Annotated in this window: 16 protein-coding genes; 10 read left to right on the top strand and 6 right to left on the bottom strand. The window is 36.9% G+C overall.

Annotated elements, in window-relative coordinates; all coding sequences use genetic code 11:
* Window positions 1–125: 125 nt before the first annotated feature.
* Complete coding sequence (locus tag AVJ19_RS10705; RefSeq protein WP_065991968.1) at window positions 126–329, bottom strand: hypothetical protein; 204 nt, start codon at window positions 327–329, stop codon at window positions 126–128.
* A gap of 523 nt (window positions 330–852) precedes the next feature.
* Window positions 853–1,584 carry a hydroxyacylglutathione hydrolase gene (gloB, locus tag AVJ19_RS10710; protein WP_111859753.1) on the bottom strand — a complete coding sequence of 244 codons (732 nt, stop codon included), beginning with the start codon at window positions 1,582–1,584 and terminating at the stop codon, window positions 853–855.
* Between the two features lie 215 nt (window positions 1,585–1,799).
* On the opposite strand from gloB, the gene AVJ19_RS10715 reads away from it, so the two are divergent.
* The 7 genes from AVJ19_RS10715 (at window position 1,800) to AVJ19_RS10745 (ending at window position 10,115) form a co-directional block, all read left to right on the top strand.
* Window positions 1,800–4,313, top strand: coding sequence for a TonB-dependent receptor plug domain-containing protein (locus AVJ19_RS10715; RefSeq protein WP_111859700.1), 2,514 nt, complete (start codon window positions 1,800–1,802; stop codon window positions 4,311–4,313).
* A gap of 16 nt (window positions 4,314–4,329) precedes the next feature.
* Window positions 4,330–4,722, top strand: a complete 393-nt coding sequence (locus AVJ19_RS10720; RefSeq protein ID WP_111859701.1) for a DUF4951 domain-containing protein — start codon at window positions 4,330–4,332, stop codon at window positions 4,720–4,722.
* 190 nt (window positions 4,723–4,912) lie between these two features.
* Window positions 4,913–6,670 carry a GspE/PulE family protein gene (locus AVJ19_RS10725; protein ID WP_111859702.1) on the top strand — a complete coding sequence of 586 codons (1,758 nt, stop codon included), beginning with the start codon at window positions 4,913–4,915 and terminating at the stop codon, window positions 6,668–6,670.
* 179 nt (window positions 6,671–6,849) lie between these two features.
* Window positions 6,850–7,251, top strand: a complete 402-nt coding sequence (locus tag AVJ19_RS10730) for a NirD/YgiW/YdeI family stress tolerance protein (protein ID WP_111859703.1) — start codon at window positions 6,850–6,852, stop codon at window positions 7,249–7,251.
* A 128-nt stretch (window positions 7,252–7,379) separates the two neighbouring features.
* A complete protein-coding gene (locus AVJ19_RS10735; RefSeq protein ID WP_111859704.1) occupies window positions 7,380–8,039 on the top strand; it encodes a response regulator transcription factor in 660 nt (219 codons plus the stop codon).
* 14 nt (window positions 8,040–8,053) lie between these two features.
* Complete coding sequence (locus AVJ19_RS10740) at window positions 8,054–9,409, top strand: sensor histidine kinase (protein ID WP_111859705.1); 1,356 nt, start codon at window positions 8,054–8,056, stop codon at window positions 9,407–9,409.
* Between the two features lie 394 nt (window positions 9,410–9,803).
* Window positions 9,804–10,115, top strand: coding sequence for a hypothetical protein (locus tag AVJ19_RS10745; protein WP_111859706.1), 312 nt, complete (start codon window positions 9,804–9,806; stop codon window positions 10,113–10,115).
* Between the two features lie 153 nt (window positions 10,116–10,268).
* Here the strand turns inward: AVJ19_RS10745 and hemP are convergent, their stop codons facing one another.
* Window positions 10,269–10,439 (bottom strand): hemin uptake protein HemP, encoded by a 171-nt coding sequence (hemP, locus tag AVJ19_RS10750; protein ID WP_111859707.1) that lies wholly within the window; start codon window positions 10,437–10,439, stop codon window positions 10,269–10,271.
* 137 nt (window positions 10,440–10,576) lie between these two features.
* On the opposite strand from hemP, the gene AVJ19_RS10755 reads away from it, so the two are divergent.
* Window positions 10,577–11,479: an NUDIX domain-containing protein gene (locus AVJ19_RS10755; protein WP_111859708.1), complete on the top strand. Its 903-nt coding sequence runs from the start codon at window positions 10,577–10,579 to the stop codon at window positions 11,477–11,479.
* A gap of 47 nt (window positions 11,480–11,526) precedes the next feature.
* On the opposite strand, the gene AVJ19_RS10760 is transcribed toward AVJ19_RS10755, so the two are convergent.
* The gene (locus tag AVJ19_RS10760) at window positions 11,527–12,045 is read right to left on the bottom strand and encodes a tetratricopeptide repeat protein (RefSeq protein ID WP_111859754.1); all 519 of its coding nucleotides are present in this window, start codon (window positions 12,043–12,045) and stop codon (window positions 11,527–11,529) included.
* A 76-nt stretch (window positions 12,046–12,121) separates the two neighbouring features.
* On the bottom strand, window positions 12,122–14,521 hold the full coding sequence (gene mrcB, locus AVJ19_RS10765; protein WP_111859709.1) for a penicillin-binding protein 1B: 2,400 nt from the start codon (window positions 14,519–14,521) through the stop codon (window positions 12,122–12,124).
* A gap of 427 nt (window positions 14,522–14,948) precedes the next feature.
* On the opposite strand from mrcB, the gene AVJ19_RS10770 reads away from it, so the two are divergent.
* Both AVJ19_RS10770 and AVJ19_RS10775 read left to right on the top strand, forming a co-directional pair.
* Entirely contained in the window at window positions 14,949–15,863 is a 915-nt protein-coding gene (locus AVJ19_RS10770) for an NAD(+) kinase (protein WP_111859710.1), read from the top strand.
* Between the two features lie 2 nt (window positions 15,864–15,865).
* On the top strand, window positions 15,866–16,132 hold the full coding sequence (locus AVJ19_RS10775) for a YeaC family protein (protein WP_065991988.1): 267 nt from the start codon (window positions 15,866–15,868) through the stop codon (window positions 16,130–16,132).
* A gap of 62 nt (window positions 16,133–16,194) precedes the next feature.
* Here AVJ19_RS10775 and AVJ19_RS10780 read toward each other — a convergent pair whose 3' ends face one another.
* A complete protein-coding gene (locus AVJ19_RS10780; RefSeq protein WP_111859711.1) occupies window positions 16,195–17,190 on the bottom strand; it encodes a glycosyl transferase family protein in 996 nt (331 codons plus the stop codon).
* Between the last annotated feature and the right edge of the window lie 215 nt (window positions 17,191–17,405).

A 17,405-nucleotide genomic window follows, 5' to 3' on the forward strand; every position in this document is an offset into this window, starting at 1 on the left:
TATTCAAAAAAGAGCAGGGCTGATAAGTCTTGCTTTTTTTATATCTAAAAAATGACAAAAAATTTTAGGCATCTGAAGTAGATGCCTTTTATATTTATTTAAAGCAATAAAAAATATTTAAAATTTTACGCTTTTAAATGATCTTCAAATTCTTCACCTAGTTGGAAAGCCAAGTTGTTGCCTGCAAGGTCGCAAGTCACTAAACCATATTCTTTTTTAAAGCTAAATGTAAAGCCTTTGCCATCTGCTAAATTTTTTACTGAGTATCCAAGTTTTTCTAACCAAATACGAAATGCAATCAGATTCTTAGCTTTAACTACCTTTTTCATGGAAGGCTCTCCTTAATTCCTGTCTATAAAAATTAATAGGGATGACTTGCAAATTTTTAAAGGGGGAAATATTGAAATATTTTTTTTTATAGCAATTTTTGATCAATTTAGAAAATGACTTTTTTAAATATCTAAGCTAATTTTTTATCAGAGAAAGTTTATTATGAAGCTTAAGTTTTTAAAAAATATGAAATTATTAAAAGGGTGCTTTAGAAGTTTAAGCCAAATTTGAGATAATTTGTCTTGTACTTTTTGCAGTTAAATTTTTCATCAATCTGTAAGAAAATATATCATGATGTTTATAAATTCAGCATTATTGATCAATATAATTATGGGAATAAAAATATTGTTCCATTAGCATCAGTTTCAATTTATATGTAGCAGATTTCCATACATTTGAAAAAGACGAATACCTCATTCAGCTCGTACTGTGCTGCTATAGGAATGTAAAAGCAGCACGGCATTCAGTTGAAGCTGGTAAATAAATAGGCTGTGGTGGTTTTAAACGCATGGATTTATATAACTAAAAATTATCTTTCATGGCACGAATTTTGGCAAACTCCTCAACACTGTCTACACGTAAGAATGGATTGGTTTCCAATTCGAGTTCAATCGTACTTGGCAGCGTAATTTCGCCTTGTGCACGTAATTGGCGAACTTTTTCTGCACGTTGTTGCAGTGCTAAATTATCAGGTTCAACATGTAAGGCAAATTCTGCATTCGACAAGGTATATTCGTGTGTGCAATATACTTTGGTACGTGGTGGTAAGGCTGCCAAACGGTTTAAAGAATGATAGAACTGCTCAGGTGTACCCTCAAACATGCGTCCACAGCCCATGGCAAATAAGGTATCACCACAAAAAACACTGTCTAATTTATCAATAAAATACACAATATGCCCCAGTGTATGTCCGGGAACTGCAATAATTTCAATATTTAAGCCGTGAAATTCAAATTGATCATCATGTTGTAAAGGATGGTTGATAAAAGGTAGATGGCTGAGTTCATCTCTTGGTCCATAGACTGGTAGATTTTGTGTTGTAATGAGGGCTGGAACACCCCCTACATGATCTTTATGCCAATGGGTGAGCCAAATTTGGCTTAAATTGAGTTGATTTTCTTGGCAATAGTCTTGTACCAAATGAGCCTCAGTGGGGTCAATGACCACAACATCACGGCTTTCTGTATGTTCAAGTAACCAAATATAATTTTGTAGTTGATTTTTAACATCAATGACATGAATTTTAAATGACATTTTTTGGCTTCCCTTGCTATGGTTGATTTGATTGTATGTAAATTTAATTGTGAATGGTAGCCAAAGCATATTTGCTTTTGATATTTGCAGAATTTTTGCAAGAATCATTTTGCACAACAAAGCGTTAGTTTTTAAGCAAACGCTCCAGTTACATCTTGTAATATTTCAATAAATATAAATAATAGTGATTCTTATTTAGGTTTACCTATTTTGTTATGCCATTTTCACATTCTCCTATTTCCTTTGCTGTGGCAATGGCTTTGGCTTGCACAACACTTCAGGCAGCAGAGCAATTCAATCTAAATGAGCAGGATATTGCTCAGTTAGCGCCTGTGGTATTGCAGGCAAATCCAAGTTTTGTGGTGGGTAAAACGCAGTATTCTAAACAGGATTTAGAAAATACACCGAATACGCAAAAAACCATCACGGATTTTTTAAAAGTAAATCCAAATGTGCAATTTTCCAATGAGGCATTAGCGGCAGGCAAATCAGGTGAGCTGTCTGCGGCAGATGTCAGCATCAATGGTGCATTATTTTATGACAATAAATTTTTGCTCAATAATGTCAATATTGGCAATGCGCTAAATCCTGCGGAAGGTCAGAATGACACAGCAATAGATTCAATAGGTGGTCGTTCTTTGTCTGCAACAGTAAATACGGATTTGCTTTGTGGGCTGGAAGTTTTAGACAGCAATGTCAGCGCTGAATACGGTGAATTTGCAGGTGGTGTAGTCAAGGCGAAAACTTGTGCATCGCAAACTGAAGTAGGTAAGATTCATGGTTCATTAAGTTATGATTTTACCAGCAGTGATTGGAGTAAATATCATTTTATTGATGATGATGAATTTGAGCTTTTTGCAGATAATAATGATGCAAGTTATCAAAAAGCTTTTAATAAGCAAGGCATCAGCAGTAGTATTTATGGCAAAGCCAATGAGCAACTAGGCTTAAGTTTATCAGCATCAAGACGTTGGTCAGACATTGATTTGAACGCAAAGCATTCAGCACAAGAAAATACCTCACAAACTCGTCAAGCCGATAATATTGCAGCCAATATTTATTATGATTTGAATGAAAATAATCAGTTAAAAGTCGGTATGTATTACCAAACTGAGGACAATAAGAAAAATAATCCATCTTTGGCAAATAGCTCATTTCAATCACAAAGTGAAAATTTAGCTTTGGATGTTGAGTTTGTACATGATTTTGATTTAGCAAAACTTACTCAAAATTTGGTTTTACAATCACAAAAAAATGCACGTGATGCACAAAGTACCGAAATGCTGGTGTGGAATACATCGCCTGGCAAAGACTGGGGAACGGCAACACTCGCTTCTGAGGGTGGGTATGGGGATTTAGAAACCAGTCAAAAGAATTGGCAATACAATTTAAAATCAGAATTTAAAGCTTTTGAATGGGTAGGTATACAACATCAAATCAAAGCGGGTGCGGGCTATGCACATTATGCCGCCGATTGGCAGCGTCTTGATGATGCCTATATGTACTATATGCCAAGCAAAGCCAATGGTGGTTTAGGGACGAGCAGTTGTACTTTGGCGAATGGAAGTATCGATCCACACTGTGATTTAAGTTATAGCAATGGCGATGTTTCTGGGCAATATTTAGCGAGACGTAAACATTATCAACAAGGTCAAATTGAGTTACAGCAAGACCGTTGGCATGCATTTATTGAAGATGAAATGAATTGGAATAATCAAGTGAAATTGCGACTTGGTTTAAGGCAGGATTATGACAGTTTATCCAAGAAAAATACTCTAGCACCACGCAGCAATATTCAATTTATGCCGTTCGCTGATGATCGTTTAAGTTTAACAGTGGGATGGAATCGTTATTATGCCAATAATGCTTTTGCTTATGATTTACAAGATGGAAAAAATGCACTAAGCATTGAAGAACGCCGTAATAGCATATTACAAGATTGGAAAATCAGTACATCAAGTACATCTGCAAATACTGTTCGTAGCCAGCTTGATGTGCCTTATAGTGATGAAACGGTTTTTGCGTTAAGTGGTGTATTGGGTAATTGGCGTTCGCAACTGAAATTTGTAGATCGTGAAAATAAGGATCAAGTACGCAAAGATAAAATTGATACAACAAGTCTCGATTATATTTACACCAATCATGGGAAAAGTGTTGCAAAAACCTACACCTTTCAACTTGATAACTTACAACCGATTCAATGGTTCAATAGTAAAAACCGTTTTAGCTTAGCGGCTGATTATAACGAAATTGAGCGTAATTTTAATCATTATGATGATTCAATGTATAACGAAGATGTTTATATTGAATACGATGGTAAGGTCATCGCCAATATCGAAAAGCCTGCTGATAACTTTGCTCGACCTTGGACGATTCGTGCCATGTGGGATATTAAGTTTGATCATTTGCCTGTAACGTTTAGCAACTTTTTACGTTATCGCTCTGCCTATGATGTGATGAATAAATCCTCGATTGCCAAAGCAGATCGCTATGAATATCAAGGGGAAATCGTCAAAAATCGCTTCGATCCTGAACACTTAGCTGCTGCATTTTCTTGGGATACACGTGCCAGTTATGCGCTGAAATTAGGACGAGATTATGATTTAAATCTTGGCTTAACTGTGAACAACGTTTTTGATCGACATAATAAATATTATGACAGTGCAAAAAGTCGGATTCTCTCAGAAATAGGTCGTCAATTCGTTGTCGATATTACGTTAAAATTTTAATCACGAGACTTTGAAAATGAAAATATTTCCACTTATTTTGCTTAGTGTATGCGGACTAAGTGCTTGTTCAACTTCGCAAACGCAACAGCAAAATACGGTGCAGAAACAATGTAAAGTTGATGAGAATATTCAGCGTCATGCGATTCCAGCAACACCAAATAACATGAGTTTACCTGTATTTGGACAAGGCGTTATTGGTTGGGCAACAGGTGAAGAGGGGGCAAAACAGCGTTTACAGAGTGTTGAAAAGCAAGATATTGCAAGCTTTAAAAAACAGGGGGTGACTTTGGCAATGCTACAAGAGTGGCAAGCATTTTATGAAAATGAACAGAAGCGGAATCCATGTAATCCCACTGCAGCATATCGTGCGCAATTGATGCAGAAAATTGTGATGTTGTGGACTGAGTAATCTCGATATTTTGCCATCAGTCAAAGTTAAAGGCATTTAAGGTAAGACATTTAAAATATTGTAAATTTAATAAAGATAGATGTTGTATTGGATTTTATAAAAATTAAACATCTGCTAGAAAAATATGATTGGATTAACCTCATCACAAAGCATTATTTGTTATAGTGAGTGCATGATTGGGGAAACAATAATGCAATTTAACTTTGAAATTGATACCACTTGGTGTTTAGAACAACTATTAAAAGATCAACGGATTACAGAGCGTGACAAACTGTTAGTGCAAACTACACATCGGCAACGTGATCAACTGAAATGGCATCCATTACAATGGATTGCGAGTTTTAATTTAACAGATCAAAAAGAAGCACCAAAACGCTTAACTTTAAATGTGTTATGCCAATGGTTGGCGGATAAAAACAATTTACCATTGTATATCATTGATCCATTAAAAGCTGATGTGGCAAATTTAACAGCGATCATGTCACAAGAGTTCGCTTTGCGTAATCGCATTTTGGCGGTGGAAATTCAGCCTGATCAAGTGCTGATTGGAACAGATCAACCTTTTATTCGTGATTGGATACAAAATCTTGAAAGCAGTTTAAAGCCGAAAAAAATTCAACGGGTATTACTAAACCCTGAGCAATTACAACGTTATTTGGTGGAATATTACCAAGTCAGTCGTGCAGTTATTTCCTCTCAAAAGTCAGGTGCACATCAAAAAGAAAATAAGGGTGTAGAAGCACTTTTACAGTTAGGCGATACGCAAAATCCTGATGCTAATGATCAACATATTGTAAAATTGGTCGATTGGGTTTTACAGTTTGCTTTTGAACAACGTGCCAGTGATATTCATTTAGAACCTCGTAAAGACAATGGGAAAATCCGTTTCCGTATCGATGGTGTTTTACATACCATTTATAACATGCCTGCAAATACTTTAACTGCAGTAATTTCTCGAATTAAAATTTTAGGACGTATGAATGTTGCGGAAAAACGTAAACCGCAAGATGGGCGTTTAAAAACCCGTACACCCAAAGGACAAGAAACAGAGCTGCGTTTAGCCACATTGCCAACTGCTTTTGGTGAAAAATTGGTGATGCGTATTTTTGATCCCGAAGTGTTGGTACGAAGCTTTAAACAGCTTGGATTCGATGGAAAATTACTCCAAGATTGGCATGCTATTACCCAACATAGTCACGGTATTATTTTGGTGACAGGACCGACAGGTTCGGGGAAAACCACAACCTTATATTCCTCGCTGAAACAGCTTGCCACCGAGCAAGTCAATGTCTGTACCATTGAAGATCCTATTGAAATGTTAGAGCCAAGTTTTAACCAAATGCAGGTCAATCATGGTATTGAACTGGGTTTTGCTGATGGTATTCGTGCATTGATGCGTCAAGACCCTGACATTATCATGGTGGGGGAAATCCGAGATTCGGATACTGCCAATATGGCGATTCAAGCAGCTTTGACAGGTCATCTCGTATTGTCCACCTTACATACCAATGATGCGCCATCAAGTTTGACCCGTTTACATGATTTGGGGGTGCAGCCATTTTTAACTGCCGCAACCATTTTAGGGGTTTTAGCACAACGTTTAGTTCGTCAACTTTGCCCACATTGTAAACAGGAAACGTTTATTAATGACCAAGAATGGAAACATTTAACATTTGGTTATCAGCTGCAAATGCCTGATTTTGTGTTCAAAGCAGTGGGCTGTGAAGAATGTCGGCATACTGGTTATCAAGGGCGAGTCGGGATTTATGAATTCATGCCAATTAGCTTAGAGGCGAAACAAAAAATCTCAGCCAATGCGACACTGGATGAGTTAAGGGCTCAAGCCAAACATGAAGGCATTGATCCGCTACGTATTGCAGGTGCACGGAAAGTGTTAGAGGGATTAACGACTTTAGAAGAAGTACTGCGAGTTGTGCCGTTGAATTGATTGAAATAATTTTATCATTCATTTCTATATTTATTTTTGATTGGTTTTGTTGTTCATCAAACATTGTTTGCAATCACCGTGCTTATGTAAAAAACGAATAATTTTGAATTCCTCAGATTCACCTCATCTTCATTTGTTTAAATAGCGTTATCGAAACAAATGAACTTGAGGATTGAATCATGAAATTGATCACAAAAACGGCTTTGCTTACAACTTTATTTGCAACCACTACATTTGCAATCGCCAATAATACGGCACTTAACAATGCTGCTATAAATAACACTGCTGTAAATAGTACAGTCAACCAAAGTGCCTTGTATTCGCCAAGCACAGTAAAACAAGCATTAACATTGAAAGATGATACAAAAGTGCAGTTACGTGGGCATGTCGTTAAAGCAATCGGTGATGAAAAATATCAATTCCGAGATCAAACAGGCACGATCACTGTAGATATTGATGATGATTTATGGAATGGAAAAGCCATCTCAGCAACAACACTGATCACAATTTCAGGTGAAGTCGATGTGGATTATCAGCCGACCAAACGTGTGGAAATTGATGTGGATGCAGTAAAATTCTAATCTGTACAGATTCAATGATAAAAACCACATGAGCAATCGTGTGGTTTTTTCATATGCTTTTCTATACAGCGATCAGCTGTAAATACATGTTAAATTATTTCATTCACTGAGCAAATAGAGCCTAAAACATGCGAATTTTGTTGGCGGAAGATGATCGTTCACAAGCTGAAAGTATAAAAACATGGTTGGAAATGGATGGCTATGTCGTGGATTGGGTCGAGCGTGGCGATCATGCGATTTTGGCTGTTGAGCAACATCAGTATGATTGTGTGTTGCTTGATCGTGGATTGCCCAACAAAAGTGGCGATGAGATTTTAAAAGCCATTCAAAAATCAGCAATTTTACCACCTGTAATTTTTATTACAGCTCGGGACAGTATCCAAGATCGTGTACAAGGTTTGGATTTGGGGGCAAATGATTATTTGGTAAAGCCTTTTAGTTTGGAAGAATTATCTGCCCGAGTTCGTAGCCAATTTCGGCAAAAGCATACGCATGGACAAGATCATTTAACCTTTGCAAATTTAAGCTTGGATGTGCAAGGCAAAACGCTCACGCAAGATGGACAACAGGTAAATTTGACAGCAAAAGAGTTTCAGATTTTGTATAAATTAATGCAAAAAACCGAGCAGATCGTGACACGTGAACAGCTTGAAGAATCACTTTATGCATGGGGGGATGAAATTGAAAGCAATGCCATCGAAGTCTATATTTATCAATTGCGTAAGAAAATCGGCAGTCATTTGATTAAAACCATACGTGGTATGGGCTATCGTATGAATCAGCCATAATTGGTATTGAAATAATGAAAAATCAAAATGTTAAAGTCATTTCTTTACAGCAAAGACTGATTAAAACTGCGATGCTTGGTTCAATATTTGCAGGATTAATTGCATTGTTGAGCTTGCTTGGTTTTTCAATTTATCAAACGATGTCAGTACAAGACAAAATTATGGATGAAATTTCTGACATGCTGTTGGTGTCAGATTTAAACCATTATTCAGGTACGCAATTAGATGAATTGAGTGAAGAGTTTGATATTCAATATCAGCTTAAATTTCAACAACAAACTTTAACCCAATCCACTGAATTTGAATTAAGCGATTTTCAACAGGTTCAACATTTGACTGACACTTCTGAATATGGCTTTTTTTGGGCAAATTCACAACTTTGGCGTAGCCATTATGTTGAAAAAGAACAAGGAAAAATCACAGCATGGGTCGTACAACCCTTAACACAACGTTTTGAACATGTATGGCAAAGTTTTTTGATTTATTCAGGTGTTTTAATTTTTTTGTGGTTATTACAATGGTTGATTTCACATTTTTTAATCAAAAAACAGTTTCGTTATTTTCAGTCATTATCACAAGAAATTTCTGCTAAAAATGCCCAAGATTTAGCCCCGATTCAAACACAAAATGTAGAATTTAAAGAGTTACAACCTTTACTTAATCAGTTGAATTCATTATTGCAGCGTTTAGATCAATCCTTGATGGCAGAACAACGTTTCACTGCTGATGCATCACATGAACTGCGTTCACCACTGTCTGCGATTCAAATGCGTTTGCAGGTATTAAAGCGGCAATATCAAAATCTGCCTGAATTACAGCCTTATTTGGATAATATTCAACAGGATGTGCAACGAGGGACGCAAGTGTTGGAAAATTTATTATTGCTTGCACGACTTGATCCTACTCAAGCATCTCAATTGCCGATGGAAAGCGTTAATCTAAGGTTGATCATTGAAGAGGTAATGCAATCTTTTGCTGTACATCTACAACAAAAACAACTGCAATTACAGGTGAAATATCAGGATTTTAATCATACTGTAAATGCAGAACTGTTCTCTATCGTAATCAGAAATTTAATGGACAATGCAATTCGTTATACCCCTGTAGGCGGATGTATCGTTTTCACAATGCAGCATGACTTAAATAGTGAAAATGTCATAATGATTGTAGAAAATTCAGGTGACAATCTGAACGAGGATGTGATTGCCCAATTGGGGCAGCGTTTTTATCGTGTTTTGGGGACGAAAACACAAGGTTCGGGTTTGGGCTTGTCTATTGCAAAAAAAATTATGAATTTACATGGAGGGGCATTGGTATTTTCAGTGTCAGCATTGGGTGGTTTAAAAGTTGTATTAAAATTTGATCAATAATATTTCTATCAATAAAACCTTTTATTAATAACTGATGTTACGCAGTAACATCAAAATCATAGATCGAACCTCGATAAAAAGATGATACGCGATAATGTCATCCGCAATTGTTTGAGGCGGGACTAATTCTGATTAGGAATGTTTCTGCGATTATTTTGATAAATTTTGGTATTCGGCGAGTTTTGCGGTGAGGAGCAACGCTCCGCAAGGTGGTTTTCTTGCGAAGCTTCGCTTCTCATTTTGCCGAAACAAAAGTGTGGTCGAGCCGAAGGCTAATCCTGAAATCAAAACTTCTGATGTAAGACTCCGTCAAGTAAGCTTAAAGCTCTTTAAAAAAAGATGCATTTCTTTTGAAGTGCGTAACATCAGTTAATAAATAAATTATGGATTTGTAATGACACTAGAGGACATTATTCAAAATAGTGCAGAAAGTGAGTTGCTTTCAGTTGAGATCGTTGCAAAACAAATTGTTTTTAAAATCTATCATGATGGCATGGATCGAATGTTAAGCTTAAAATTGCCTCATATTTCATTTTATTCAACATTTAGCAATCAAGCACCTGAAGTTTGCTTCATGAATATCGAAAAAATCGCTTCGAAACTCACAGTCAAGAACGGTGTCTATGTTGCCGCAGAAGATTTTCCTACTTTTATGTCAGAAGTAAGACAAGGCTTGCATCTCGCTTATGGTTTAAGAGTGAGTTAATATATTTATATTTTTCAATTAATTGGGAGTTCTAGAGTGGTTGTGCCATTAAAAAGCTTAGACAATGTAGAATATGCTTGGACTTAAAAAAGCAGTATGCGCTGATTCATACTGCTTGTTCCCACAATTTTTGTTTTATTAAATTATTGTTTGTTATTTGGTTAAAATAAGACGATTGTTACGTGTTAGGCGTAAACGGTATTCTTCACCTGCATGCATGATACGGATTTCACGTCCGAGCGCAAATAAATTGTTAGAATGTAGCATAGGCAATGCATTGCTTGATTCATTGTTACGTGTAAATAAGCTAAAAGGTGCGTTCATTGTTGTTACTCCGTGTGGGACGTCATCTAGTGATTTAAATGATAATCATTATCGAATAGACCTGTCAACGATAATTATTATTATTTTCAAAAAAAATTGATTTACTTACATTCTGTAAAATATGCTGTGGAAAAGTTATGACAAAACCAGTGGTAAATGTGGCAATTGCGTTGTTATTCCATCAAACAAAAGTATTGGTGGGGTGGAGAACAGCAGAGCAGCATCAAGGAAATAAGCATGAATTTCCAGGGGGTAAAGTCGAAGATGGAGAAACACCTGAACAGGCATGCCGTAGAGAGGTATTTGAAGAAGTTGGTGTAGACATTCAAAACTGGCATATCTTCGATGTGATCTGTCATGAATATGACGATATTATTGTAAATTTACATTTGTTTCATGCCGAAGTAGATATAGAAAAATTGGAAAATATTCAATCGCCGTGGGCATGGTATACACGTGATCAACTTACAGCATTGAATTTTCCAAAAGCCAATAAAGCCATCATTGCACGTTTATCTTGGCAGCATTTGATCAAGATTTCAGCGCATATTCAGGATATTGAACAGTTAAATCTCAATAGTTTAATGTACTGGCGTGTGGATGAACTACTTGTTGAAGACCTACAATATTTAATGCAACTAGAGCCAACAAAATTGGCACGTGTAATCATGAATGTTGATCTTTGGCAAAAGCTACCAGAGCAGATTAAAGATCAAATATTCACAGTACATTTCAAACAATCTCAAGTGATGCAAGCACAGCAACATGATTTAAATATCAGTGTGCGTTGTATTGCGGCTTGTCATGATTTGCCATCTTTAAAAAAAGCGCAACAGCTAGGTTTTGAAGCGTTGTTATTGAGTCCTGTTTTGCCCACACAAACACATCCTGAAAGCCATGCTTTAGGATGGGAGAATTTTGCACTATGGGCAAAAGAATGTGCTGTTCCTGTGTTTGCTTTGGGAGGAGTGAAGCCTGAGGATTTAGTGTTTGCACAACAGCATTTTGCTTATGGTGTTGCAGGAATTCGGGCGTTTTGATTTGATTAGAAAAATAGATTGAAAAGTAATTATTAAAAGATCAAGGCTTAAAGTGCCTTGATCTTTGCTTGTGCTTCAGCAATAGCTTTTGCATTTTGTTGCTGTTGGGCGGACTTTAAAATAGCACTCCATAATTGCTTACGCATTGCATCACTTTGTGCGAAACTCAAACCACGTCTTGCAAGCGATTCGGCATTTTTTGCTTGATTTTTATGATTGGCGATTAATGCTAACCATAAATAAGTTTCCGCAGACTGTGGTGCTAACCGTTGTGCTTGTAATGCAAAACTTTCAGCCTGATCCCATTGACTTGCACGAAATGCTGTTTCCGTTTTTTTAATCAACTGATTAAAAGCAGGAATGTTATGTCCATCATCAAACTGTTGTGGCTGAGCTTTTTGTTCGGGCACAATCACTTGCATGGATTCACGTTTGATCTCTGGGCGATCATAGGGAATAATTTTTACTCCATCAGGCGTTTCCACTTTTGGTTTTGGATTTTGTGGTACAGGTTCAGGCTTTTTACCTGATCCTGTTTGAATTGGATTTGACTCACAACCTGCCATAGCCAAGACGATGGTTAACACAGCAAGATATTTTATTTGCCTAGTTTTGGGTTTAGTGATTTGCATAACAACACTCTTAATTTTGATAACGACCACTTGAAATCACACGACCTTGACCATTTAAATCTTGATCCATGTTGCTTTCACTTTCACGAATGTAATTTTCAATACTATCGTTGGAGTTGTCTGCAGGTGGGTTATTTTGCGTATCAGGAATGTAAGTAGGCTCAACTTGATAATGTGGCATACCACATGCTGTTGCTTGACGTGGTACAGAGTTACGTAATAAAGGAATATACATGGCACCACTACAACCTTGTGCTGAAAGTTGACCGCTTTCACTATCGATCCATTGCCATTGTACATTGTCTGTTTGGCGAAGATTGACTGGTTTTTGGCGCAATTGCTTCATGACATTGGTCCATACAGGTAATGCACCCGATGAGCCTGTTAAGCCTGTGACTTTATTATCATCTAGTCCGAGCCAAACCACTGCCAAATGATTGCCTGAATAGCCTGCAAACCAAGAATCACGAGTATCATTGGTCGTACCTGATTTACCTGCAAGTTTTAGCTCAGAAGAGAGGCTAGCATAAGCGGACTGACCCGTACCCGATGACATGACTTGTTGTAAACCATAATTCAAAATATACGCAGCCGATGGATCAATGGTTTGTTGTACATTTAAACTATAACGTTCAAGTAAACGACCATCAGCATCTACAACTGAGCGAATCGCTTTGGTTGGGTATTTAAAACCGCCTGTGGCAAAGTTGCCATAAATGCTCATCACTTCCATTGGTGACATATCCACTGCACCAAGGAAAATAGACGGGTAGTTTGGAATATTGGACTCGACACCAAACTTGGTGAGTTGGTTTTTAAATGTTGATAAACCAAACTCTTGTCCTAAGCGTACTGCTGATAAATTATAAGAGCTAGCCAATGCTTGCACCATGGGTACATAACCATGTCCACCACCACTATAATTTTTTGGTGTCCATGATTTATTACCATCTACAGTAATGCTGATTGGGCTGTCTTCAATTTGACTTGCCCAAGTATAGCGACCTGATTCTAAAGCACTTAAATAAATCACAGGTTTTAGCAACGATCCAACTTGACGTTTTGCATCAATGGTACGGTTAAAACCTGTAAAATCTTGGGTCGAACCTACTGCGGCAATCAGTTCACCATTTTCAGGTTGTGTAACTAGAACAGCACCTTGTAAATTCTTTAAACGAGATGGATTAGCACGAGATAAACGACTTACAGTGTCACGGAAACTGTTTTGTACTTTGGTTTGAGCAATTGGATCAAGTGTGGTGAAGATACGCAAACCTTGATTGGTTAAATCAGATTCTTGGTATTCCTTTTTCAGCTGACGGCGCACGATGTCTAAAAAGTCAGGGAATTTTGAAGGTCCTGTAGTTGGTTTTTTCACCACATTTAACGGACGAGCAGTTTCACGCTCATATTCTTCTTGGGTTAAATAGCCCATCACTAACATATTATTTAGGACAATATCACGGCGTTTTTTTGCACCTTCAGGATTTTTCCAAGGATTGTATAAGGTTGGACCTTGTACTAAGCCAACAAGATAAGCTTGTTGTGCGATATTTAGTTCACGTAAAGGTAAACCAAAATAAAACTGCGATGCTAAACCATAACCATTGATTGAATAGTTGCCATTTTGCCCTAAATTTACTTCATTTAAATAAGCTTCTAAAATTTCGTCTTTGTCATAATGAAACTCAAGTAACAAAGACATAAATGCTTCATTTACCTTACGTTTTAAAGTTTTTTCAGGTGAAAGATAAAAGTTTTTAATAAGCTGTTGTGTGAGGGTTGAACCACCTTGACGCTTACCACCTGTGACATTGCTGACGATAGCACGTGCAGTACCACGGAATGAAATGCCATGATGATGATAAAAATTACGATCTTCGGTTGCCACTAAGGCTTCAATCAATGTTTTTGGAACTTTATCAAGTTTAATCAGTACACGGTCTTCATTATGCTGTGGGAAAATACCACCCACCAACATGGGTTCTAAACGTGCAATACCTGTACTTGATGGTTTAGTCGCTTTGATGTCTGCAACAGTATTGTCATTAAATGAAACTTGTAAAATTTGCTCAGGGTCTACACTATCGCCATAGTCAAAACCACGTGTATGGACATAATAGCTATTATTTTGAACGACATAACTACCTGATTTATCATAGCTATCTTTTTTACTGTAGCCTAAAAGTTTCAATTCTTGTTCAAAATCATTGGCAGCGACAGGTGCATTGGCATAAAGTTCTAATGGACGTGCAAAAACTTTGGCAGGAATATCCCAGCGATTTCCCTCAAATTTATCTCGAATAATGGTGTCTAATCGAACCAAATAAATGCTAAAAGCTAAAAATGCAGCAATAATGAGCACACAGAAAATTAGTGCAATGATGCCTATTCCACGTTCTGACTTCATAAAAATATGCAAAAAACCTGAGAAATTTTGTCAATCATGCGAAGCTTTTTCAGAATTTGCAATAATTAAACTGTGAAATTAAGCAATTTCACTATGAAACCATGCAATAAATTGTAAAACAACAAATTTAAGTCAATTTTTTGTGAAAAATGAATGATTTTAAAATATAATAATTTTTTCTATATAAGATTTTGAAATTTAAATATATTATTTATATTTCGTGTGAGTGCTTTTCTTACATTTTTGATGATTCAGTTAAAATTGCAAAATAAATAAAGCATTGCAATAAAAGTTTAAGCCTTGATATTTAATATGTATAATTCATTGTGTAGTTTAGAATTACAATACAATCTAAAGAAATGCTTTGCGGCGATTTTGCTTTGCACGATTTGCATGCAGTTTTGTTAGGTTGTTATAAAGGAAATTGATGAACCCAACACATATCTCGTCAAAAGCATTTAGAAATATTGGTCTGATTGGTCGCCCTGATAAATCCTCGGTGGTCGATACCTTGTGTCTGATCCATGATCACTTGCTCGGCTTAGGTTTACATCCAGTTTTTGATTCTGAAACAGCAGAATTAGTCCCTTATACCAATACGCAAACGGTCAGCCGACACTTGTTGGGCGAGGTTGTGGACTTAGTCATCGTCGTTGGTGGCGATGGTTCATTGCTACATGCTGCACGAGCTCTGGTCAAATACAGCACACCTGTACTGGGTGTCAACCGAGGGCGCTTGGGCTTTTTAACTGATATCAAACCCACTGAAGTGATCTTTAAATTAGATCAAGTGTTAAAAGGTGAGTTTCAAATTGATCGCCGTTTCTTATTGGAAATGGAAATTCGCAGTCAAAATCAAGCGATTTATGAAGCGATCGCACTGAACGATGTAGTATTACATTCAGGTAAGTCTGTACATATGATCGACTTTGACCTGAAAATAGATGGTCAATATGTCTATCGTCAACATAGTGATGGCTTGATTGTGTCAACGCCAACAGGTTCTACGGCTTATGCGCTCTCTGGTGGCGGTCCGATTTTACATCCAAGTATGGATGCGATCGCTTTAGTTCCGATGCATCCACATACATTATCTTCTCGCCCAATCGTGGTGGGTGGACAAAGCGAAATTAAAATTGAAATTCGGGAAAACCGTGTTTTACCAATGGTGAGTGCTGATGGGCAGAGTAGTGTTTCATTAAATGTTGGTGATTGTTTGCATATTCGTAAACATCCCTTTAAATTAACACTCATACATCCACCAGGTTATGACTTCTATATGGCATGTCGTACCAAATTGGGTTGGAACCAAGATTTTGATTCATTGCAACAGCAGGATTAATCATGAATATTGAACAAATGCTTTCTATGCTTGACGCAGATGTCGTAGCACGTTTGAAAACTGCCGTTGAAATTGGCAAATGGCCAAATGGTGTAGTCTTGACCAAAGAGCAACGTGAAATCTGTATGCAGGCTGTGATTGCTTGGGAACATCAAAATTTAGATGAAAAGGAACGTTCAGGTTATATTGATAAAGGACATAAGGAAGAAGGTGAAGAATGTGATTCTCATGTACCTGAACCTGAATTTAAACCGATTCGTTTTGTATAAGTAAGAAAAGGACGAGATATTCGTCCTTTTCTTTTATTAAAATACAGCTAAAAATATCAAACTTAAAAGCGTGTATTCCACAATTCTTCGGCTTTGAGCATTGCCTCAGTATAGTCACTGACAGCACCCATGGTATAAAGTGCAATACCCATGGTCTCAATCACTGCCATTTCACCATATTCATGTTTTTGCTGACCGAGCCATACTGCTTTAAAAACCTTTAACTCTAGTTCTTCTTCAGCAGGGCTACGGTTGTCGGTCAGTTTAGGCAACTCATGTTCATATAGTTCGCCATTTTTAATTCCACAAATTAAGGTCTTGGCATCAGGATTACGCTCAAATTCACCACCTTCACCTTTAATCACTGCACTATTTTGATAGCCTAATTTAAATGCAGAATGTTGATGTGAACTGCGATAAGCAGGGTGGAAAATGGCTTGCATAGTGGCTTTGGCATTAAAAGGATTAATTAAACGTGCCAAGGTATGGATCGGTGAACGCAAGCCCATGACATTTCTTAAGCCGATTAGATCACTTAAAATTGGAGAAATCACATGCAAGGGCAAAAATGCAAAATTATGAGCAGTGAGTTGCTGTGCAACGTCATTTTCATTTTGGCAAATCGAATAGCCTAAGTATTGCAGAACCTGTTCAGTATATACTCGGTTAATGGTATGTCCTGAAGCACCATGCATCACTACTTTATAGCCATGCTTTGCTAAAGTAAGTGCTGAAAGTAAAAACCAAGGGAAATGTTTACGCTTACCTGCATAAGATGACCAGTCCAAATCAACTGTTAGAGGCTGGAAAGTCAATTGGTCTTTGGTGGCTTGGACAAAGCCTGCTAACTCATCTACAGACTCTTCTTTGACACGTAGCAACATTAAAAAAGCGCCAAGTTGCACATCCAAAACTTCATTTTTTAAAATCATGGAAAATGCTTGATAGGCTTCCTCATAGGTCAGGGAGCGTGCACCATTTTTCCCTTTTCCAATAATACGAACGTATTGGGCAAAAGGATGTTCAAAATCTTGATATAGATTACGTTTTGTATTCATAAACGGCTGATAAAAAGTTAAAAATACTTAGAAAATACTATGACATAAAAAATATAGAAAGGCTGCAAAGATCTGCTTCTAAGACTAAGGTCTAATATTAAATAGGTTAAAAATACACCGAATTTTACATTTTTTTCAAGTTATCACGATTATTTTTTATTAGAATTAATATGTTTTATTTTTAAATCTCCTGTTCTCTTAACATTTAAAAGTAT

It is taken from the genome of Acinetobacter sp. CFCC 10889 (genome assembly GCF_003268395.1).
Lineage (GTDB): Bacteria > Pseudomonadota > Gammaproteobacteria > Pseudomonadales > Moraxellaceae > Acinetobacter.

Bases quoted from the DNA above. Each gene is read 5' to 3' on its own strand.
- AVJ19_RS10705 (WP_065991968.1), bottom strand. From the start codon at position 329: ATGAAAAAGGTAGTTAAAGCTAAGAATCTGATTGCATTTCGTATTTGG.
- gloB (WP_111859753.1), bottom strand. From the start codon at position 1,584: ATGTCATTTAAAATTCATGTCATTGATGTTAAAAATCAACTACAAAAT.
- AVJ19_RS10715 (WP_111859700.1), top strand. From the start codon at position 1,800: ATGCCATTTTCACATTCTCCTATTTCCTTTGCTGTGGCAATGGCTTTG.
- AVJ19_RS10720 (WP_111859701.1), top strand. From the start codon at position 4,330: ATGAAAATATTTCCACTTATTTTGCTTAGTGTATGCGGACTAAGTGCT.
- AVJ19_RS10725 (WP_111859702.1), top strand. From the start codon at position 4,913: ATGCAATTTAACTTTGAAATTGATACCACTTGGTGTTTAGAACAACTA.
- AVJ19_RS10730 (WP_111859703.1), top strand. From the start codon at position 6,850: ATGAAATTGATCACAAAAACGGCTTTGCTTACAACTTTATTTGCAACC.
- AVJ19_RS10735 (WP_111859704.1), top strand. From the start codon at position 7,380: ATGCGAATTTTGTTGGCGGAAGATGATCGTTCACAAGCTGAAAGTATA.
- AVJ19_RS10740 (WP_111859705.1), top strand. From the start codon at position 8,054: ATGAAAAATCAAAATGTTAAAGTCATTTCTTTACAGCAAAGACTGATT.
- AVJ19_RS10745 (WP_111859706.1), top strand. From the start codon at position 9,804: ATGACACTAGAGGACATTATTCAAAATAGTGCAGAAAGTGAGTTGCTT.
- hemP (WP_111859707.1), bottom strand. From the start codon at position 10,439: ATGAACGCACCTTTTAGCTTATTTACACGTAACAATGAATCAAGCAAT.
- AVJ19_RS10755 (WP_111859708.1), top strand. From the start codon at position 10,577: ATGACAAAACCAGTGGTAAATGTGGCAATTGCGTTGTTATTCCATCAA.
- AVJ19_RS10760 (WP_111859754.1), bottom strand. From the start codon at position 12,045: ATGGCAGGTTGTGAGTCAAATCCAATTCAAACAGGATCAGGTAAAAAG.
- mrcB (WP_111859709.1), bottom strand. From the start codon at position 14,521: ATGAAGTCAGAACGTGGAATAGGCATCATTGCACTAATTTTCTGTGTG.
- AVJ19_RS10770 (WP_111859710.1), top strand. From the start codon at position 14,949: ATGAACCCAACACATATCTCGTCAAAAGCATTTAGAAATATTGGTCTG.
- AVJ19_RS10775 (WP_065991988.1), top strand. From the start codon at position 15,866: ATGAATATTGAACAAATGCTTTCTATGCTTGACGCAGATGTCGTAGCA.
- AVJ19_RS10780 (WP_111859711.1), bottom strand. From the start codon at position 17,190: ATGAATACAAAACGTAATCTATATCAAGATTTTGAACATCCTTTTGCC.